The organism is uncultured Nocardioides sp., assembly GCF_902805925.1.
Lineage (GTDB): Bacteria > Actinomycetota > Actinomycetes > Propionibacteriales > Nocardioidaceae > Nocardioides.
The window spans coordinates 1-16,348 of record NZ_CADCUP010000206.1 but is presented as its reverse complement, the minus strand read 5'-3'; the positions used below and the strand labels follow the sequence as shown (position 1 = coordinate 16,348).

Sequence of the window (16,348 nt, the reverse complement as noted above, 5' to 3'; positions counted from 1 at the left end):
TTCGTGCGAGTACGCCTCGCGCGTGACCGGGTCGACGTCGGGGCCGTGGACGACCCGCTTGTCGGAGAAGCGGGTCACGGCGAGGTCGAAGGTGTGCCAGAAGTGGTGGACCGGGCTCGTCTTGGCGAAGCAGCGGCCGGCGAACTCCTCCAGCATGAGGCTGGCTGCGCTCAGCACGTGCCAGTAGCGGGTCACCTGCTGCGGGTCGTACGTCGCGTGCGCATGGTCCTCGGGGAAGGGCGTGCGGTCGGTGAGGTCGAACGGCACGGGCCGGATGGCGGCATCGACCCCCACCTCGCGCAGCGCCGTGAACAGGCGCTCGTGGAACGCGGCGACCGAGAGCCCCTCCAGGGAGAAGGACCTCGACGGACCGGGCGCCGTCGTCACCGCGAGCCGGTGGTCCAGGAAGTCGAGGTCGATGCAGAAGATCACCTCCCGGCCCATGGGCCGCGTGGTGATGCCGCGACCGGTCAGGTGGAAGGGCACGTGCCACCAGTGGTTGCGAGGCGGGGCCTGGTCCAGCTTGACCTTCCCGACCACCTGCAGGAAGCGGTGCAGGGTCTCCTTGGTCTCGATCCACGGATCGAGCGGCATCGGTGGGAGCGGGGCGCCGGACATGGTGCTCATGATGCCGCCATCGAGCCGGACGCGACACCACCCCGGCTACCCCGGATCGAGTCGGGTACGGCGCCTGGCGCGCACGACCACGTCGTGCAGGACGGTCGTCCGGTCACCCCGCACCACCGGCCGCTCGTGCTCGGACGCGGTGACGACCTCCCAGGCGCTCGGGTCCAGCAACGCCGTGATGCCCGCGGCGTCCGCCGTCGCCTCCTCCGGCGGGTGCTCGTCGCCCGGTCCGTGCCCGTGCCCGCGCAGGTGCCCGACGACCAGCAGCGTGCCGCCGGGAGCGACCCAGCCGGCCAGCCGGCCGTAGAACCGCAGCTGCGGGATGGCCGGGTGGGCGTAGTGGGTGGTCACGAGGTCGAAGCGCTGCTCGGGCTGCCAGGCGCCGAGGTCGGCCTCCACCCAGGTGATCGCGTCGCCCGCCGGGTGGCCGGCCGCGCGGGCCCGGGCGCGGGCGAGCGCCTCGGAGGAGATGTCCGCGGCCGTCACTCGCCACCCGGCGGCGGCGAGCCAGACGGCCTCCGCTCCCTCCCCGCAGCCGGCGTCCAGCGCCGTACCGGGCACCAGGTCGTGCGTCTCGCGCGCCAGGTAGGGGTGCGGTGCCGGCTCGTGCCCAGCGCCCGGCGCCTGCTTCCAGTGCGACTCCCAGTAGTCCTTGTCGAACCCGTGCGTCATCCGACCCCCTCGTCGTCTGGTCCAGGGTGTGCTCCGGATGGCCGTCACGCAACCTGTGTTGCGGGAACGGCAAACCCGGGGAGCGGCCGCCCTCAGCGGAGGGTGCCGTACCACGCGTTCGCGCGTCGTCCCGCGAGCACCGCCCGCTCCCAGGCGACGCCGGCTGCCAGCAGGGCAGCTCCGGAGGCGCCCATGACGGCCCAGCCCGGCACGTACGACGCCAGGGGCCCGCCCTGGGTGAGCGCCACCACCACCAGCACCACGCCGCCCACGGTGACCGGCGCCTGCCAGGACCTCAGGAGGCCGGTGCCGAGCACCACGACGGCGGCGGCGGTGACGACCGCCAGCCGCAGGGCGCTCCCCTCCGCGACGGCGAGCATCGCCGAGGGGACGAGAGCCGCGGACAGCGCCGGTCCGGCGGTCAGGAACGTCGGCAGGCGGTGGTCGCGCGACCACTGCACCCGGCCGATCCCTGCCAGCAGCACCACCAGCGGCGCCGTGAAGGCCTCCACGGTCGTCACGTCCGCCTCCCACTGGAGGACCCAGAGCCCGGCAGACACGGCCAGCGAGCCCAGGTAGGCGACCGGCAGCCGACCGGGCGACGCGGCGTACGCCAGGGTCACGACGCCGAGCGTCACCAGCACCCCCGCCAGCTGGTACGGCGCCTCGCCGGCGGTCAGCACGGCCGTCACGGCCCAGAGCGACCCGAAGCCGACGGCGGCTCCCTCCACCCCACGGTGGCTGCTGCGTGCCCGGGCGCACGTGGAGCCGAGGGCGGCGTTGCCGGCGACCAGCACCAGGGCGACGGGCCACCAGACGACGGCCTCGGAGTCGCGCAGCGCGGTACACGCGGTGGCCGCCACGGCGGTCTCGGCGAGCGCCACCCACAGGAGCGACCGGGCACGCACCGCGGCGAGCACGGCCGGCAGCGACCAGGCGAGCGCCGGCACCACGGGGAGCAGCCAGCCCGCCGGCGGCGCGTCCGTCACGCCGGCCGCCAGCAGCCGGCCGGTGCTCGCGCCCTCCTCCGACAGCGCGAGCACGAGGAGGAGGAGCGCGGGCTGCGCTGCCCACGCCACGGCGGTGACGGCGGTGGCCCACGGGCGGTCGGGGAGCACCCGGCGTACGGCGGCCACGGCCAGCGCCGCACCCAGGACCACCGAGACGGCGACGACGACGAGCCGGGGCGCGTCCAGCAGCGGGATGCCCACCACCGGCACCAGCCACGCGACCGCGGCCGGCCGCAGGAGCCCCGCGACCCAGCCACCGAGGAGCAGCGCCGCGACCGGCACGACGAGGAGCAGCGCGGCGGCGGCGTACGCCTCCGGAACCGACGAGTCGTGGCCGTACCCCACGCCGAGCCCGGTGCGCACGTGCGTGGCCAGCGCGACGACCGTCGATACCAGCAGCGGCACGCTGGACCACGGGACGCGCAGCGCCGGCGCCGCGTCGTCGAGCCGGTACGCCGCCCACGCGCCGGCACCGCTGCCGACGGCGAGCAGCAGGGCCAGCCCGCAGAGCGCGACCGGAGCCGGATCCGTCGCGGCGACGGCCGACCAGCCGGCGACCGCGAGCATCGACGTCGCGGCGGGCCGGTGGACGAGCACCCGTCGCAGGGCGGCACCGTCGTGCGTCCGGGGCACGAGCCGGTCGAAGCCGAGCAGCAGCACGCCGCCGAGGAGCCCGGCGCCGGCCCAGTACGCGTCGGTGGCGAGGTGGCCCAGACCCGCGAGGTCGAGCCAGTGGGCGGCGGCGAGGTCGAGGGTGAGCAGGCCCGTCGCGACCACCGCGGCGGTCTCGGCGGCGGCATGCAGGCGACGCCTGGTGGCGACGGCCGAGCCGGCGACGGCCGCGGCCGTCAGGGTGGCCATGATCAGCGCCTGGCCGGCCAGCCCCACCACGAACCACACCACGAGCAGGAAGAACGCCGCGGCGGAGAGCAGGAGCAGCGCCCCGAGCCCGAGGAGCACCTGCTGCCCGGACGGTCCGCGAGCCGCCCGCGACGAGGGGCGGGTCCGGTCGTCGGGGGACGGGTCGTCAGGGGTCGGGGCGACGGCGTACGCCGCGGCCCGCTCCCCGGCAGCCGCCGGCACCAGGAGGACCTGGACGAGGGAGTCGGCCTCCGACCGGAGGCCGGCGATCTGCTGGGTCACCTGCCACAGGCGAGCGGCGGCGGGGCCGAGGAGACGGAGGCCGCACGAGGGGCAGGCCGGCGCGCCGGTGGGGAGGTCGGTCGCGCAGTGGGGGCACAGGAGTGCGGACGAGGCGGTCACCCCGACATCGTCGGCGGCCGGCGGTGGCCGCCGGATGCGCACGGCTACTCACCTGCGGCTGGTGGCGGGTGCTCCGAGATATTCTCTGGGCATGATCGGATTCCTCGTGGCCGGGCTCATCATCGGGGCGCTCGCTCGGCTCCTCAAGCCCGGAAGGCAGAACCTCGGCATCCTCGCGACGCTCGCGCTCGGTGTCGTCGGCTCCCTCATCGGGGGCACCATCGCCTATCTCATCGGCACCGGCAGCATCTGGGAGCTCGACTTCCTGGGGTTCGTGCTGGCCGTCGTGGCGGCCCTGCTGCTGGTCGGCGGCGCCGAGGCGATGACGGGCGGGAAGCGCAGCTCCTGAGCCTCGCCCGGGAGCGCACCGGCGCGCAGAAACGGCTCTGGTCGTGAATCGGGGCGGCCGTGCCGGGGTACCCAGGCGTGCGAGAGAGGAGCGCTGGTGGAACCACTGCCGGAGACCGACCGCATGCTCGAGGAGCTCAGCCGGTACGGCGACGACCTCAGGCCCGTGCTGCTGGGCATGGGCGACCGGGCCCAGGAGCTGGTCCCGTCGCTGGTGGGGCTGAGCCTGGCGCTGCTGCGCGAGGGGCTCACCTTCACCCTGGTCGCCTCGCACGACCGGCTGGCACGCATCGACGCCGCTCAGTACCTCGACGGGGGCCCGTGCGTCACCGCAGCCCACCGGGTCGAGGTGATCGAGGTCCCCGACGTGCTCGACGAGGGCCGGTGGTCGGCCTTCGCGCGGGCCAGCGCCAGCGAGGGCGTGGCGAGCACGTTGTCGCTGCCGATCGTGCACGGCGAGCGCGCGATCGGAGGCATCAACCTGTACGCCGCGACGACCGGCGCGTTCGCGGGGCACCACGAGCAGCTCGCCGAGGCGCTCGGCGCGTCGGCCGAGTGCGCCATCGCCGACGCCGACCTGGACTTCTCGACGCGCGAGATCGCGATGGGGGCCCCCGCCGCCGCGGCGGAGCAGCGCGACATCGACATCGCCCTCGGCATGCTGTCGGTGCGCGACGACACCGACATCATGACCGCACGGACGGCCCTCCAGGACGTCGCCGTCCGGGCGGGGGTCAGCCTCGTCGAGGCGGCGCGCGTGGTCAGCGGGGTCCTCCGCCGATCCTGACGACGGCGCTCGACGTCAGCGGCGGTGGCGGGAGAAGAACTCCTCGATCAGCGCCGTGCTCTCCGCGGCCAGCACGCCGGCGACGACCTCGGGCCGGTGGTTGAGGCGTCGGTCGCGGACGACGTCCCAGAGGCTGCCGACCGCTCCGGCCTTCTCGTCGTGGGCGGCGAAGACGACGCGGGCCACCCGAGCGAGCACGGCGGCACCGGCGCACATGGTGCAGGGCTCCAGGGTGACGACCAGCGTGCAGCCCTGCAGTCGCCACCCGCCTAGGGCCCGGGCGGCCTGCCGGAGCGCCACGACCTCGGCGTGGCCCGTGGGATCGTGCTGGGCCTCGCGGACGTTGCGACCACGGCCGAGCACCTCGCCGGTGTCGGAGACCACCACGGCGCCCACGGGCACGTCGTGGGTGTCGAGGGCGGTGCGCGCCTCGAGGAGCGCCAGCCGCATGGCCGGCGCCCAGTCGCGGGAGGTCATGCAGACGTGAGCCCGACGGTGTCGTCGAAGAGCCGGCCGAAGCCGAGACGGCGCGCGATGTCGGACAGCATCTCGTCCGGGTAGAGCTCGACGTCGTCGAGCAGCACGCCCATGTCCATGGCGTGCATGCCGAGGTCGCCCAGGAGGTCGAGGTCGCCCGCGGGCACCTGCTCGTCCTCGTCGTCGGGGACCGGCAGCCCCAGGAACGCCACGGCCGAGCCCGCGAGCTCGTACTCGTCGGCGGCGGTGACGTCGGAGAGCAGGACGCGGGTGCTGGCACCGGCGACGCGGACGATCACGAAGAAGTCCTCGTCGACGGCGACCATGCCCACGGCGCCGCCGTCGCCGGGGAAGCGGCGCAGGGCGTGGGCCAGGGAGTCCACCGACTCCAGGACCGGGTGGGCCACCTCCTGGACCTGCCAGACGCCGTCCTCGCGGTAGGCAGCGAGGGCGAAGTCGACGTCGTCGATCGAGTCAGCCATGTCGATCCCTCTCGCTGCGCGCCCCTGCACCCGAACCGTTCCAGGGTGGCAGACGACGGACCCCCGGGCCAACCCCGTTCCGGGCAGATCCGCGGTAGCGGCTGCACTAGGGTTCCGGCCATGCGCATCCACGTCGTCGACCACCCGCTCGTGGCCCACAAGCTGACCACCCTCCGCGACGAGTCGACCGACTCCCCGACCTTCCGGCGCCTGGCCGACGAGCTGGTCACGCTGCTGGCCTACGAGGCGACCCGGGACGTGCGGGTCACCGAGGTCGAGATCACCACCCCGGTCGCCGCCACCACGGGGGTCAAGCTCGCCTCGCCCAAGCCGCTCGTCGTACCCATCCTGCGGGCGGGGCTGGGCATGCTCGACGGCATGATGCGACTCCTGCCGACGGTCGAGGTGGGGTTCCTCGGCATGGTCCGCAACGAGGAGACCCTGCTGGCCTCGACGTACGCCGAGCGGCTGCCCGACGACCTCTCCGGTCGCCAGTGCTACGTGCTCGACCCGATGCTGGCCACCGGCGGCACGCTCGCGGCGGCGATCCGCTTCCTGACCGATCGCGGCGCCGACGACATCACCGCCATCTGCCTGCTGGCCGCACCCGAGGGCTGCGCGCGCCTCGAGGAGAAGATCGCCGACATCGACGTGCCGGTGACCATCGTCACCGGCGCGATGGACGAGAAGCTGAACGACAAGGGCTACATCGTGCCGGGGCTCGGCGACGCGGGTGACCGGCTGTACGGCATCGTCGACTGACCTGGCGCCACGCGGCGACGGCCGCATCGCGGGAGCACGCGAGCGTGAACCCGATCGCGGAGTCGGTCGACCCGAGGGTGCCGTGGCCGGTGAGAGGACCGCAGCCAGCACCAGGGCGCGTGGGCGTTCGGGGTGCCCCGTCTACAGCGCCTTGACGGCGCTGAGCAGCTTGCCCATGGTGTCCTTGGCGTCCCCGAAGAGCAGCGAGGTCTTCTCGTCGAAGAGCAGCTCGTTCTCGATGCCGGCGAACCCGGGCCGCATCGAGCGCTTCATGAAGATGATCTGCCGGGCCTCGTCGGCGTTGAGGATCGGCATGCCGTAGATCGGCGCGCCGGGCGTCGTCTTGGCCGCCGGGTTGACCACGTCGTTGGCACCGACGACGAGCACGACGTCGGCGTCCTTGAAGTCGCCGTTGATCTCGTCCATCTCCTGCAGCTGCTCGTAGGGCACCTGGGCCTCGGCGAGCAGCACGTTCATGTGTCCGGGCATCCGGCCCGCGACCGGGTGGATCGCGTAGTCGACCTCGGCACCCCGCTCGACGAGCAGGTCGACCAGCTCGCGCAGGGCGTGCTGGGCCTGCGCGACCGCCAGCCCGTAGCCCGGGACGATGATGACCCGGTCGGCGTAGGCCAGCATGATCGCGGCGTCCTCGGGACCGGCCGAGCGCACCGGCCGGTCGGACGCCTCCCCAGCGCCCAGCGTCGAGCCGCCCTTGAGCGCGCCGAAGAGGATGTTGGCGACCGATCGGCCCATGGCACTCGCCATCAGCAGGGTCAGGAAGGTGCCGGAGGCGCCGACCAGGGTGCCGGCCACCAGCAGGACGGTGTTCTCCAGGACGTAGCCGCCGGCGGCGACGGTGAGACCGGTGAAGGCGTTCAGCAGGGAGATGACGATCGGGACGTCGGCACCGCCGACGGGCAGCACGAGCAGCAGGCCGAAGGCCAGGCCCAGCAGCCCGAGCACGATGCCGATCCACATCGCCGGGCCCTGCACCAGCAGGACCGACAGCACCACCGAGGCGATCGCCACGGCGCCGAAGACGATGGGCAGGCCCGGGAACACCACGGGCCGTGAGGTCATCAGCTCCTGCAGCTTGGCGAAGGTGACCACGGAGCCGGCGAACGACACCGCGCCCACCACGATGGTGAAGGCGGTGGCGACCAGGACGAACCAGTTCACCGACCCGGCGAACGGCATGATCTCGTCGAGCTCGAGCAGCGCCACCAGCGCGGCCGCGCCGCCGCCGACGCCGTTGAACAGCGCCACCATCTGCGGCATCTGGGTCATCTGCACGGTGCGGGCGCCGTACACGCCGCCGACGGTGCCGATCGCGATGGCGGCGAGGATCAGGACGACGTTGTCCATGTCGTCGAGGTAGAGGAACGGCAGCGCGCACGCGACCACGGCGGAGGCGGCACCGACGAGGTTGCCGGTGCGCGCGGTGCGGGGGCCGGAGAGGCCCTTGAGCGCGAGGATGAACCCGACGGCGCAGAGCAGGTAGGCCAGCTGCGCCCAGACCGGGATCACTTGGCGCCGCCGGCGGTCGGGGTCTTCTTGCGGGTGAACATCTGGAGCATCCGGTCGGTGACGACGAAGCCGCCGACCATGTTGATGGTGGCCAGGACGATGGCGACGAGCCCGACCGCGAGGCCGACGCCGTCCATGTGGGCGGTCACGATGATCGCGCCGAGCAGGATGACGCCGTGGATGGCGTTGGCGCCCGACATCAGCGGCGTGTGCAGCGTCGAGGAGACCTTGGAGATCACCTCGATGCCGACGAACACGCTGAGGACGAAGATGGTCAGCCAGACGATCTCTTCGCTCATGCTCTGGATCCTTCGCTCGCAGCTCGGGCGCAACGGTGGGGTGCGCTGTCGGGGGTGGGGCCGCCGCGCCCTCTCGCTTCGCTCATGCTCTGGATCCTTCGCTCGCAGCTCGGGCGCAACGGTGGGGTGCGCTGTCGGGGGTGGGGCCGCCGCGCCCTCTCGCTTCGCTCATGGCGGTGTCTGCTGGTCGTACGGCGTCGCCGCCGGGTCGGGCGGTGGCGGCTCGGCGGGGCCCTCGATGGCCTCGCGGGTCGGCTCGTGCCGGATGGCGCCGTCGTGCGTCACGCACGCGCCGACCACGATCTCGTCGTCGAAGTCGGGGGCGAAGGCGCCCTCGTGGGTCATCAGGGTCAGCAGGTTGACGACGTTCTGGGCGTAGAGCCGTGACGCCGGGCCCGGCATCTGCGAGGGCACGTTGCGACCACCCCACACCTGGGCGTTGCCGATCCGGACGACCTCGCCGGCGACCGAGCCCTCGACGTTGCCGCCGCTCTCGGCGGCGAGGTCGACGACCACGGAGCCGGGCGCCATCTGCTCGACCATGGCGGCCGTCACCAGCACCGGCGCCTGCCGGCCGGGCACGGCCGCCGTGGTGATGAGGGCGTCGGCCGCGGCGATGTACGGCGCGAGCAGCTCGCGCTGGCGTGCCGAACGCTCCTCGGTCATCTCCCGGGCGTAGCCGCCGGCGCCCTCGAGGGTCTCCAGCTCGAGGACGATCGGCTTGGCGCCCATGGAGGCGATCTCCTCGGCGGCGGCGGAGCGCACGTCGTAGGCCCGGACGACGGCGCCCAGGCGCTTGGCGGTGGCGATCGCCTGGAGACCGGCGACGCCCGCTCCCAGGACGACCACCTGGGCCGGCTGCACCGTGCCGGCGGCGGTCATGTTGAGCGGGAAGAAGCGGCGCAGCAGGCCGGCGGCCACGACGGCGCAGCGGTAGCCCGCCACCAGCGCCTGGGAGGACAGGGCGTCCATCGACTGGGCGCGGGAGATGCGCGGGACGAGCTCCATCGCGAACGAGGTGATCCCGAGGTCGCGCAGGTCGGCGACCAGGTGGTGCTCGGCGTTGACCGGCAGGAAGGACACGGTGGCGGTGCCGGGACGGAGACGGCGTGCGACGTCGGCCGGCAGCGGCTGCACCGACACCACGACCTCCGCCTCGGCCAGGGCGTCGGCCTCCACGACCGCGCCTGCCTCGACGTACTCCGCATCGCTGATCAGTGCGCGACGCCCGGCTCCCGCCTCGACGACGACGGTGTAGCCCAGCGCCGTCAGCTTCCCGACCAGCTCGGGCACCATCGCCACACGGGCCTCGCCGTCACGGGTCTCCACGGCCACTGCGATCCTCACGGTCGCAACCTATGGGACGCGGGGGCCTGCGGGCACCCGGCGGGCCCCCGGGTGTGTCGCCCGAGGGTGGGTCAGCCCTTGGTGCCGCCGGCGGTGAGGCCGCCGACGAGGTGCTTCTGGGTGAAGAAGAAGACGATGGCGGCGGGCAGCATGATGAGGATCGAGCCGGCGGTCAGCAGGTCCCACTGGGGGTTGAACCGCGGCACGAACTGCTGGAGCCCGGCGCCCAGGGTGAGCGTCTCCTCGGTCTGCAGGAAGGCGATGGCGTAGGCGACCTCGCCCCAGGCGGTGAGGAAGGTGTAGAACGCCGTGACCGCGAGGCCGGGCCGCGCGAGCGGGAGGATGACCCGCCAGAAGGTGCCGAACGGGCCGACGCCGTCGAGCGCCGCGGCCTCGTCGAGCTCCTTGGGGATGGTGTCGAAGTAGCCGCGCAGCATCCAGGCGCAGAACGGCACCGCCACGGTGCAGTAGGCGATGATCAGCGACGCCTTGGTGTCGATGAGCCCGAGCCGGCTCATGATCGTGTAGATGGGGACGATCAGGATCGCCACCGGGAACATCTGGGTGATCAGGAAGACCCACATCAGGCCCCGCTTGCCGGGGAAGTTGAAGCGGCTCAGCGCGTAGCCCGCGGTCGCCGACATCGCGATGCCGATCGCCATGGTGAAGAGCGCCACGATGACCGAGTTGAGGAACCACGTGGGGAAGCTGGTGTCGAACAGCACGCGTCGGTAGTTCTCCAGCGTGGGGTTGTCCAAAAAGGTGATCTCGCTGGTCTGGATCGAGTTGCGCGGCTTGAGGGAGCTGAGGAAGACCCACACCACGGGGAACAGCGCGATGATCGTGGCGCCGATGAGCGTGGCGTGCAGCGCGATCGAGGCGCCGGTGCTGCGCTCGCGCCGGGGCTTGGGCGGCTCGGGCGAGAAGGTGGGGGAGGTCTCCTCGGGGGCCGCGCGGTCGAGCGACTGGGCGGGCAGCATCTCGGTCATCAGAACACCTCTCCCTGGGCCCGCAGCACCCGGCGGTACGCCGCGGCGTACACCATGAGCATCGACAGGATGAGCACGCCGTACGTCGCGGCGAGCGAGTAGTTGCGCAGGCCCTCGAAGGCCGCGCGGTAGGCCCCCGTCACCAGGATCTCGGTCTGCCCGGCGGGCTGGCCGCCGGTGACGAAGAAGATGATCGGGAACATGTTGAAGGTCCAGATGGTGCCGAGCAGGATCACCGTCGAGCTGACCGGTCGCAGGCCCGGCATCGTGATGTTGCGGAACCGCTGCCACGGCGAGGCGCCGTCGATCTCGGCCGCCTCGTAGAGGTCGTGCGGGATCGACTGGAGACCACCCAGGATGGCCACCATCATGAAGGGGACCCCCAGCCACACGTTGGTGACGATCGCGGTGAACATGGAGGTCCAGCGGTAGTCGAACCAGGCGACCGGGTCGATCCCCACGCCGGACAGCATGGTGTTGATCAGTCCGAAGCTGGGGTTGAACAGGAACTTCCAGGCGAAGGCGCTGACGAAGGCCGGCACCGCCCAGGGGACGATCAGCAGCACCCGGTAGAAGGCTCTGCCCTTGAATCGCCGGTTGAGCATCACCGCCAGGCCGAGCCCGATGGTGAAGTGGAAGAAGACACACGAGACGGTCCACACGATGGTGTTGGTGAACTGCAGCCAGAAGCTGCCGCGGGTGCCCGTCAGCAGGTCGACGTAGTTGTCGACGCCGACGAACTGCGACTTCTTGGGGTTGTCCCGGCAGTCCTCGCCGCCACCGAGGGTCTTGGTGCAGATGACCTCCTGCTTGTTGCCCTCGTTGAGGTTGGTGAAGGACTGGTAGATGCCCTGGAAGAGCGGGTAGAGCACCAGCACGCCGAGGACGAGCACGGTGGGGACCACCATCACCCAGGCGTACCAGTTCTTGTCGAAGCTGCGACGGAACCTGCCCTGGTCCCGGGTGGGGGCGACTGCTGCTGCGCTCATCGAGGCGTCCTTCGTGCGGGGGATGTCGTGCTGGTACGGCGCGGGGGGCCGGGAATCGCTCCCGACCCCCCGGCGACCGGGTCTAGCGGTGGGTCACTGCAGCGAGTAGTCGGGGACCACGTCGGACTTGTACTTGTCGGCCGTCTCGTCGAGCGCCTGCTGCACCTCGGAGCCCTGGATCAGCACCTTGGTGGCCATCTCGTCGAGCGGGCCGAAGAACAGGCCGCCCTCGGGGATCCACGGCCGGGCGACCGAGACGTCGAGCGCGGGCTGCCAGGCGGTGATGCGCTCGTTGTCGGCGACCTGCTCGTAGGCGTCGGCGTTGCCGGGCAGCAGGCCCAGCTCGTCGGCGACGAAGGCCTGCGACTCGGGCGAGCTCATGAACTCGATGAACGCCAGGGCGGCGTCGGCCTTGGACTCGTCCATGCCGGAGTAGACGACGTAGTTGTGACCGCCGACCGGGGAGCCCGCCGAGGCGGAGCCGGCCGGGACGGGGGCCACGCCGAGGTTGTCGAAGCCGCCGAACTTCGGGTCGCTGTCGATGCCGGCGACCTCCCAGGGGCCGTTGATGATCATGCCGACCTTGCCCTCCTTGAAGAGGGTCATCATCGTGCCGTAGGAGTCGTTGGCGTCGGGCTTGACGGCGGCGCCGGACTTCACCAGGTCCTGCGCGGTCTTGATGCCCGCGGAGTTCTCCGGGGAGTTGACCGCGATGGCCTGGTCGTCGACGTTCACCATGTCGCCGCCCTCGCCGTAGATGAACGGGAGGAGGAAGTAGCCGCCGTTGTTGATGTAGAGGCCCTCGACGCCGGCCTGCTCCTTCAGCGCCTTCGCGGCGTCGGCGACCTCGGCCCACGTGGTGGGGGCCTCGGCGATGCCGGCCTTCTCGAACAGCTGCTTGTTGTACATCAGGCCCAGGGTGTCGGTGACCTGCGGGACGCCGTAGGTCTTGCCGTCGTAGACGTTGCTGGAGAGCGGGGTCTCCAGGAAGTTCCCGTCGAGGACCGGCGTGCCGTCGAGGGCGTAGAGGTAGCCGCTCGCGGCGAACTCGGGCACCCACGCGACCTCGGCGCGGAGGATGTCAGGCGCGCCCGATCCGGCCTCGGCCGCGGTCTTGAACTTGTTCTGAGCCTCGCCGAACGGCACGGACTGGTAGTTGATCGTGACGTTCGGGTAGGTCTCGTTGAACTGCGAGATCAGCTTCTCGAACGTGGGTGCCTCGTTGGTCGGGTCGGACGTGTCCCACCAGGTGAGCTCGGCCTCGAGGCTGCTCGGGTCGGCGTCCCCGCCGGCCGCCGGGGTGTCGGACTCGTTGCTGCTGTCCTCCCCGCCGCAGGCCGCGAGGGCCAGGGCGAGGGCAGCGATGCCGGCGATGCCGGGCAACATGCGGCGCATGTGGTGCTCCTATGAGGGGTGAGCCGATGGAGGTGCCCGAACGTATGATCCGGGTCGCCCGAGATTAGCAAGTCTCTTGCAAGAAATGGAAGCCCTTGCAATATGCTTGCAAAGAGGCTTTCATTCCGTCCATGGCAACCCTGGCCCAGATCGCTGCCGAGGCGAGCGTGAGCGAGGCGACGGTCAGTCGCGTGCTCAACGGCAAGCCCGGTGTCAGCGACGGCGCGCGCAGCTCCGTGCTGACCGCGCTCGACGTCCTCGGCTACGAGCGTCCGGCGCGCCTGCGACAGCGCAGCGCCGGCCTCGTCGGGCTGGTCGTGCCGGAGCTGGAGAACCCGATCTTCCCGGCGTTCGCCCAGGTCATCGAGGACGCCCTGGCGCGGCGCCGCTTCACCCCGGTGCTGTGCACGCAGTCGCCGGGCGGCATCTCCGAGGACGAGTACGTCGAGTCGCTGCTCGACCACGGCGTCGCCGGCATCATCTTCGTCTCGGGCAAGCACGCCGACACGCGGGCCGACCACGAGCGATACCGCACCCTGCTGAGCCGGGGCCTGCCCATCGTCTTCGTCAACGGGTACGCCGAGGGGCTGGACGCGCCGTTCTTCTCCGCCGACGACCGCGACGCCATGGACCTCGCCGTGTCGCACCTCGTGCAGCTGGGGCACAGCCGGATCGGCCTGGCGATCGGCCCAAAGCGGTTCGTGCCGTCCGCGCGCAAGCGGGAGGGCTTCCTCGGTGCCCTGATGGGGTCGCTGGGCCAGTCGGCCAAGGAGGCACAGAGCTGGATCCAGGAGGGGCTGTTCTCCGTCGAGGGCGGCGCCGCCGCTGCTCGAGGACTGCTCGACCGGGGCGCCACGGCCGTGGTGTGCGGCTCCGACCTGATGGCGCTGGGTGCCGTGCGCGCGGCCCGGGAGGCCGGGGGCGCGGTGCCGGCCGACGTGTCGGTCATCGGCTTCGACGACTCCCCGCTCATCCAGTTCCTCGACCCGCCGCTGACCACGGTCCGCCAGCCTGTCTCGGCGATGGGCGCCGCCGCGGTCGCCGCCCTCGCCGACGCCATCGACGGCGTACCCGTCCCGGCGCACGAGTACGTCTTCAAGCCCGAGCTGGTGCTCCGTGGCTCGACCGGTCCGGTGCCGGTGCCGGTCACGGTGGCGGTGACGGGGTAGTCGAGGCGTCGGGGGTGCGGCCGGGCGCGGGGGTAGTTAGGTGCGAAGTGGTCGTCGCAGGGGCCGTGAGACAGCCGTTTTGCGCCTAACTAGCCCGCGGTCAACCCCCGCGGTCAACCCCCGCGGTCAACCCCCGCGGTCACCGCACAGCAGGCATCACAGCGCGACGCCGACCGCCGACCCGATGCCGTACGTCACCGCCATCGCGAGCAGCCCACCGGCCATGTTCCGGGCCACCGCGCGGCCCGCCGGGCTGCGGCCCAGGACGGCGCTGGCCCACCCGGTCAGGGCCAGTGCGACGAGGACGGCGCCCACCGTGACGGCCAGCCGTGCGCCGGCCGGGACCACGAGGATCGTGAGCAGGGGCAGGAGCGCCCCGAGCACGAAGGACAGCATCGAGGCCCAGGCGGCGTGCCAGGGGTTGGTGAGCCCGTCGGGGTCGATGCGCAGCTCGGCCTCCGCGTGCGCGCCGAGGGCGTCGTGGGCGGTGAGCTGGCGCGCGACCTCGAGGGCCAGGTCGGGCTCGAGGCCCTTCCCGGCGTAGATCTCGGCCAGCTCGGCGAGCTCCTCCTCGGGCATCTCCCGCAGCTCGCGCCGCTCCTTGCTCAGCAGGGCCCGCTCGGAGTCGCGCTGGGTGCTGACCGAGACGTACTCGCCCGCCGCCATGCTCATCGCCCCCGCGACCAGGCCGGCGACCCCCGCCACCATGATCTGCGACCGGGCCTCGGTGGCGCCGGCGACCCCGACCACGATGCCCGCGGTCGACACGATGCCGTCGTTGGCGCCGAGCACCGCGGCCCGCAGCCAGTTGAGCCGGGCGGCGAACGCCCCGTCGTGCGGCTCGTCGTCGTGGGGGCCGACCCGGGCGTCGGCGGACTCGGTCGTCATGGCCTCCATCGTCCGAGGCCACCGGAGCGCTGGCAAGCAAGGCAAGGCTGCGCTGCCGGCGGGCCGGGAGCTGGCCCGGGCACCCTAGGCTGAGTCGCATGGCTTGCATCCTCGTCACCGGCGCGACCGGGTTCATCGGCCGCCGCCTCGTCCCCGCACTGGTCGGGGAGGGTCACGAGGTCCGCGCGATGACGCGGCGGGCCGCCTCGTACGACGGCCCGGGCGAGGGCGTGCAGGGCGACGTGCACGACCCCGCGTCCCTGGTCGAGCCGCTGCGCGCGGTCGAGGTCGCCTACTACCTGGTGCACTCCCTCGACGACAAGGACTTCGAGCGCAAGGACGCCGACGCGGCGCGGGCGTTCGGGCGGGCGGCGGCCGAGGCGGGCGTGCGGCAGATCATCTACATGGGCGGCCTGGGCAGCGACGACCAGGAGCTCTCCGCCCACCTGCGCTCGCGCCGCGAGGTCGAGGGACTGCTCGGTGAGGCCGGCGTGCCCGTCACCGTGCTCCGCGCTGCGATCGTCGTCGGCGCGGGCGGCATCTCGTGGGAGATCACCCGCCAGCTCGTCAAGAACCTCCCGGCGATGATCGTCCCGAGGTGGGCCAGCACGCGCACCCAGCCGATCGCCCTCGACGACGTCGTGCGCTACCTCGTCGGCGTGTGCGGCCACGAGGAGGCGCTCGGCCGGATCTTCGAGATCGGCGGGCCCGACCGGTTGACCTACATCGAGATGCTCCGCATCGCCTCCGAGGTCGACACCGGCTCCGAGGTGCCCATCATCCGGGTGCCCGTGCTGACACCCCGGCTGTCGTCGTACTGGCTGGCGCTGGTCACCGACGTCGACGCCACCACGGGGCGCAATCTCATCGACTCGATGAGCACCGAGGTCGTGGTCTCCGAGCAGTCGATCCGCGACGTCGTGCCCGGGGAGCCGCTGGGCTACGCCGAGGCCGTGCGCCGCGCGCTCGAGGATTCGCGGTCCTCACAGCACGAGCGGTAGCACGAGCAGCATCGGGAGCGACCACGACAGGTGGGTCAGGATCGGTGCCAGAATCCCGCCGGACGCCCGCCGCTGCAGCCCGACCACCGCGCCGAGCAGCAGCGCGGCGAAGACCAGCATCAGGTTGCCCGTGGCGGCGGTGGCCAGGGCGTAGGCGACGGCGGTCACCGCGACCATGTGCCTCCTGATCGCGGCATACAGCGCCCCGCGGAAGAACAGCTCCTCGGCGATGCCGTTGAGCCCGGTGATGAGCAGCAGGAGCGGGATGGAGCCCTCGTCGGCGTAGCCGGTGACGCTGCGCACCTGGTCGGCCAGG

At 72.3% G+C, this 16,348-nt stretch carries 18 protein-coding genes; 5 read left to right on the top strand and 13 right to left on the bottom strand.

Translation table 11 applies throughout. The annotated features are described in order from the left end of the window. From QZX64_RS15035 to QZX64_RS15025, 3 genes are all read right to left on the bottom strand, one after another. On the bottom strand, positions 1 to 627 hold a 627-nt coding region (locus QZX64_RS15035; protein WP_295661378.1), incomplete at its 3' end, for a DUF5996 family protein. A gap of 36 nt (positions 628 to 663) precedes the next feature. Further along, the gene (locus QZX64_RS15030; RefSeq protein WP_295661376.1) at positions 664 to 1,299 is read right to left on the bottom strand and encodes a bifunctional 2-polyprenyl-6-hydroxyphenol methylase/3-demethylubiquinol 3-O-methyltransferase UbiG; all 636 of its coding nucleotides are present in this window, start codon (positions 1,297 to 1,299) and stop codon (positions 664 to 666) included. Positions 1,300 to 1,391: 92 nt separating this feature from the next. Next, the gene (locus tag QZX64_RS15025; protein ID WP_295661374.1) at positions 1,392 to 3,452 is read right to left on the bottom strand and encodes an SCO7613 C-terminal domain-containing membrane protein; all 2,061 of its coding nucleotides are present in this window, start codon (positions 3,450 to 3,452) and stop codon (positions 1,392 to 1,394) included. Between the two features lie 211 nt (positions 3,453 to 3,663). On the opposite strand from QZX64_RS15025, the gene QZX64_RS15020 reads away from it, so the two are divergent. Both QZX64_RS15020 and QZX64_RS15015 read left to right on the top strand, forming a co-directional pair. Then, positions 3,664 to 3,921 (top strand): GlsB/YeaQ/YmgE family stress response membrane protein, encoded by a 258-nt coding sequence (locus QZX64_RS15020; protein ID WP_295661372.1) that lies wholly within the window; start codon positions 3,664 to 3,666, stop codon positions 3,919 to 3,921. A gap of 96 nt (positions 3,922 to 4,017) precedes the next feature. Continuing rightward, positions 4,018 to 4,707, top strand: a complete 690-nt coding sequence (locus tag QZX64_RS15015) for a GAF domain-containing protein (RefSeq protein ID WP_295661370.1) — start codon at positions 4,018 to 4,020, stop codon at positions 4,705 to 4,707. Positions 4,708 to 4,722: 15 nt separating this feature from the next. Here the strand turns inward: QZX64_RS15015 and tadA are convergent, their stop codons facing one another. After that, positions 4,723 to 5,184, bottom strand: a complete 462-nt coding sequence (gene tadA / locus QZX64_RS15010; RefSeq protein ID WP_295661368.1) for a tRNA adenosine(34) deaminase TadA — start codon at positions 5,182 to 5,184, stop codon at positions 4,723 to 4,725. Continuing rightward, on the bottom strand, positions 5,181 to 5,666 hold the full coding sequence (locus tag QZX64_RS15005; protein WP_295661366.1) for a tRNA adenosine deaminase-associated protein: 486 nt from the start codon (positions 5,664 to 5,666) through the stop codon (positions 5,181 to 5,183). The genes tadA and QZX64_RS15005 overlap by 4 nt, the downstream gene beginning before the upstream one ends. Positions 5,667 to 5,786: 120 nt before the next feature. Between QZX64_RS15005 and upp the strand changes: the two genes are divergently transcribed. Next, positions 5,787 to 6,428 carry a uracil phosphoribosyltransferase gene (upp, locus tag QZX64_RS15000; RefSeq protein ID WP_295661364.1) on the top strand — a complete coding sequence of 214 codons (642 nt, stop codon included), beginning with the start codon at positions 5,787 to 5,789 and terminating at the stop codon, positions 6,426 to 6,428. Positions 6,429 to 6,569: 141 nt separating this feature from the next. Here the strand turns inward: upp and QZX64_RS14995 are convergent, their stop codons facing one another. The 6 genes from QZX64_RS14995 to QZX64_RS14970 all read right to left on the bottom strand — a co-directional run bounded on the left by QZX64_RS14995 (position 6,570) and on the right by QZX64_RS14970 (position 12,974). Continuing rightward, positions 6,570 to 7,955, bottom strand: a complete 1,386-nt coding sequence (locus tag QZX64_RS14995) for an NAD(P)(+) transhydrogenase (Re/Si-specific) subunit beta (RefSeq protein WP_295661362.1) — start codon at positions 7,953 to 7,955, stop codon at positions 6,570 to 6,572. Then, on the bottom strand, positions 7,952 to 8,254 hold the full coding sequence (locus QZX64_RS14990; protein WP_295661360.1) for an NAD(P) transhydrogenase subunit alpha: 303 nt from the start codon (positions 8,252 to 8,254) through the stop codon (positions 7,952 to 7,954). Before QZX64_RS14990 ends, QZX64_RS14995 begins: the two co-directional genes overlap by 4 nt. Before the next feature lie 168 nt (positions 8,255 to 8,422). After that, a complete protein-coding gene (locus QZX64_RS14985; protein ID WP_295661358.1) occupies positions 8,423 to 9,601 on the bottom strand; it encodes an NAD(P) transhydrogenase subunit alpha in 1,179 nt (392 codons plus the stop codon). Positions 9,602 to 9,672: 71 nt separating this feature from the next. Then, entirely contained in the window at positions 9,673 to 10,590 is a 918-nt protein-coding gene (locus QZX64_RS14980; RefSeq protein WP_295661355.1) for a sugar ABC transporter permease, read from the bottom strand. Next, the gene (locus tag QZX64_RS14975) at positions 10,590 to 11,579 is read right to left on the bottom strand and encodes a carbohydrate ABC transporter permease (RefSeq protein WP_295661353.1); all 990 of its coding nucleotides are present in this window, start codon (positions 11,577 to 11,579) and stop codon (positions 10,590 to 10,592) included. The genes QZX64_RS14980 and QZX64_RS14975 overlap by 1 nt, the downstream gene beginning before the upstream one ends. Positions 11,580 to 11,672: 93 nt before the next feature. Beyond that, positions 11,673 to 12,974 (bottom strand): extracellular solute-binding protein, encoded by a 1,302-nt coding sequence (locus QZX64_RS14970; protein WP_295661350.1) that lies wholly within the window; start codon positions 12,972 to 12,974, stop codon positions 11,673 to 11,675. Positions 12,975 to 13,105: 131 nt separating this feature from the next. On the opposite strand from QZX64_RS14970, the gene QZX64_RS14965 reads away from it, so the two are divergent. Then, a complete protein-coding gene (locus QZX64_RS14965; RefSeq protein ID WP_295661349.1) occupies positions 13,106 to 14,143 on the top strand; it encodes a LacI family DNA-binding transcriptional regulator in 1,038 nt (345 codons plus the stop codon). 156 nt (positions 14,144 to 14,299) lie between these two features. Here QZX64_RS14965 and QZX64_RS14960 read toward each other — a convergent pair whose 3' ends face one another. Then, on the bottom strand, positions 14,300 to 15,031 hold the full coding sequence (locus QZX64_RS14960; RefSeq protein ID WP_295661347.1) for a VIT family protein: 732 nt from the start codon (positions 15,029 to 15,031) through the stop codon (positions 14,300 to 14,302). A 98-nt stretch (positions 15,032 to 15,129) separates the two neighbouring features. Here QZX64_RS14960 and QZX64_RS14955 point away from each other — a divergent pair, with 98 nt between their 5' ends. Further along, on the top strand, positions 15,130 to 16,032 hold the full coding sequence (locus tag QZX64_RS14955) for an NAD(P)H-binding protein (protein WP_295661345.1): 903 nt from the start codon (positions 15,130 to 15,132) through the stop codon (positions 16,030 to 16,032). Here QZX64_RS14955 and QZX64_RS14950 read toward each other — a convergent pair. Further along, positions 16,015 to 16,348: CPBP family intramembrane glutamic endopeptidase (locus QZX64_RS14950; protein ID WP_295661343.1), on the bottom strand; the 334-nt coding region annotated here is incomplete at its 5' end. The two genes, QZX64_RS14955 and QZX64_RS14950, sit on opposite strands and share 18 nt — an antisense overlap.